The organism is Streptomyces huiliensis (genome assembly GCF_020037025.1).
Classification (GTDB): domain Bacteria; phylum Actinomycetota; class Actinomycetes; order Streptomycetales; family Streptomycetaceae; genus Streptomyces; species Streptomyces huiliensis.
Genome location: NZ_JAIQLH010000092.1, coordinates 1 through 2,455, shown reverse-complemented (window position 1 = coordinate 2,455; position 2,455 = coordinate 1). Strand labels below are relative to the sequence as shown.

At 75.0% G+C, this 2,455-nt stretch carries 3 protein-coding genes and 1 pseudogene; 3 read left to right on the top strand and 1 reads right to left on the bottom strand.

The features are described 5' to 3' along the window. Positions 1-1,134, top strand: a 1,134-nt coding sequence (locus JNW98_RS18210; RefSeq protein ID WP_223769307.1) for a hypothetical protein, incomplete at its 5' end; no start/stop codon positions are given. Positions 1,135-1,305: 171 nt separating this feature from the next. Here the strand turns inward: JNW98_RS18210 and JNW98_RS18205 are convergent. Then, positions 1,306-1,815 carry an ArsI/CadI family heavy metal resistance metalloenzyme gene (locus JNW98_RS18205; protein ID WP_223769306.1) on the bottom strand — a complete coding sequence of 170 codons (510 nt, stop codon included), beginning with the start codon at positions 1,813-1,815 and terminating at the stop codon, positions 1,306-1,308. A 79-nt stretch (positions 1,816-1,894) separates the two neighbouring features. Here JNW98_RS18205 and JNW98_RS18200 point away from each other — a divergent pair, with 79 nt between their 5' ends. Continuing rightward, positions 1,895-2,290, top strand: a complete 396-nt coding sequence (locus tag JNW98_RS18200; RefSeq protein WP_223769305.1) for an ArsR/SmtB family transcription factor — start codon at positions 1,895-1,897, stop codon at positions 2,288-2,290. Further along, positions 2,287-2,455 (top strand): annotated as a pseudogene (locus JNW98_RS18195) (ACR3 family arsenite efflux transporter); the annotation flags it as partial. The gene JNW98_RS18200 and the pseudogene JNW98_RS18195, both read left to right, overlap by 4 nt.

The window sequence follows — 2,455 nt, the reverse complement described above, 5'->3', positions numbered from 1 at the left end:
CGGGACGCGGCGGGCGGGCCGGTGGGGAGCGGGGTGACGGTGGTGTTCTCCGACCACGACCCGACCCTCGCGGGCTGTGCCGCGCCCGGCGCCCCCGCCGCGCCGGCGCCGGTCCCGAACGCCCGCGCGACGTCACGCCGGGCGGCGCCCCGGCGTCCGAGGCGGTGCGGGAAGATCGCCCAGCGGAGCGTGCCCAGCGACCTGGAGCCCGACGTCCTGCGCCTGGAGCTCGTGGAGTTGGGGGACGCGTTCCGCGCGTACCAGCAGCGTCCCGAGGCCGATCTCGCCGTCCTCGCCGAGCTCCACGAGCGCAAGGCGCGCGCCTTCCGCCTGTGGGCCGACGTGACGGGCGACGAGTCCCTGCGCGAGGAGGCGGAGCGGTCCGAGAAGGCCATCCACGCCACCCTCGAGATGCACGGGAACCGCGTCGGCCACCCCGTCGGCGGCTCGGCGGACGGCGGGGCGCTGGTGGTGGAGCGGCTGCTGACCCGCCCGCAGGCCGCGCACGCCCGTACCGTGCTGGACTACGTCGCCGCGCACGCGCCGCGTCCCGAGGCCGAGGTCCGGCTCGCGGTCCTCATGCTCGCCCTGCGGGCCGCCCGGGCCGGCGTCGGGAACGTCACCGGGCAGGACCTCACCGGCTGGCTCCAGGACGACGCCGAGCCCGTGCTGGAGCGGCTGGCCGCGGACGGCTGGCTGCGCCTGCCGTGCACCGTCGCCGAGGTGATGGCGGCCCGGTCCGAGAACCCGGCCGCCGTGACCGTCCCCGCGCTGCTGCCGGACGGGCCCCGCCCGTTCGGCTTCGGCAAGACGACGCGCGCCAGGATTTCCGGGTGGGCGCAGAAGGTCGTGGGCGACCGGAAGATCCGCAAGAAGAAGCCGGGCCCGGCCACCCGGCTCCTCGCCCTGTACACCGCCGCCCACTCCCGTCCCGACGGCCGCCTCGGCGGCCCGGAGGACGACGGTCTGGACCCGGACCGGGTGGCGGCGTTCTGCGGGCTGCCCGCGGAGGGTCTCACGGAGCACGTCGAACGGCTGCTCGCCGCCGGCTGGCTGGCCGAAGCCGACGCCTCCGACGGAAGGTTCCGCGGGCGGCTGGCCGAGCGCGTCCTGCCGCTGTCGGGGCTGCTCTGAGGCGAGGGGGCCGACGGGCCCGTGCACGGCACTGTTGCCGCAGGTCCCCGCCGGTCCCCGCCGCGGTCCGGCGCGTCCGACCGCGGGGACCGGCGGACACGGCGGCGTCCGCCCGGGCCATGCGGGACCTGACCGCGGGCTCCGGCTCGGCGGCGCCGCCGCTGCGGCGTCTCAGCCGCCGCACGCGCGACCGGCGGCGGCTTCGGCGTGCGCCGAAGGCCGGGTCGGGTCGGTGGACCGCTCGTCGGGAGAGCAACAAGCGGTGGTGGCGCGGCATGCCTCCGGAGCGGCCTCGGCGCTGTTCGCGAGGGTGTCGGCGTCGGCCTTGACGACGTAGACCTCCCACGGCTCCTTGCCGGGCCCGTGGACCCAGACCTTGTCCTGGAGCGCGTAGCAGCAGGAGGTGTCGTTCTCCTCGAAGGTGGCCAGGCCGGCCTCCTTCAGACGCTCGGTCGCGGCGGTGACCTGGTCGGTGCTCTCGACCTCGACGCCGAGGTGGTCCAGGCGGGTGTCCTGGCCGGCCTCGCCCTCGATGAGGACGAGCTTGAGCGGGGGCTCGGTGACGGCGAAGTTCGCGTAGCCGGCCCGGCGCTTGGCGGGCCCGACGCCGAAGAGCCTGGAGTAGAAGGCCACCGACGCTTCGAGGTCGGCGACGTTGAGTGCGAGCTGGATTCGGGACACGGCAATCTCCTCGACTCCCTGTATCGATCGACTTCGATACAAGGTTGCGCCTTGAATCGACAGGCGTCAATATAGAGGCATGTCGAATCAAGGATTCGTGGTGCTCGGGCAGGACGGCCCCGAGAGTTGCTGCCCCGGCCTGCTGACCGCGCCCCTCGCCGAGGACCAGGCCGTGGAGCTCGCGAAGGTCTTCAAGGCCCTGGGCGACCCGGTGCGCCTCCGGCTGCTGTCGATGATCGCCTCCCGGGCGGGCGGTGAAGTGTGCGTCTGCGACCTCACCCCGGCGTTCGATCTCTCGCAGCCCACGGTCTCCCACCACCTCAGGCTCCTGCGCGAGGCCGGGCTGATCGCCTCCGAGCGGCGGGGGACGTGGGTGTACTACCGGCTGCTGCCGGAGATGACCGACCGCCTCGCCGGCATCCTCACCCGCCCCGCCGGGCAGCCCCTGCCCGAGCCGGCCGAGGCCCCCTCGTGACCCGGGCGACCACTGCTCCGGTGGCGGCCCGGCTGTCCTTCCTCGACCGCTACCTCGCCGTCTGGATTCTCGCCGCGATGGGCGTCGGGCTCGGCCTGGGCCGCCTGGTCCCCGGCCTGGGGGATGCGCTGGCGAGGGTGACCGTCACCGGCGTCTCGCTGCCGA

Bases quoted from the DNA above. Each gene is read 5' to 3' on its own strand.
- JNW98_RS18200 (WP_223769305.1), top strand. From the start codon at position 1,895: ATGTCGAATCAAGGATTCGTGGTGCTCGGGCAGGACGGCCCCGAGAGT.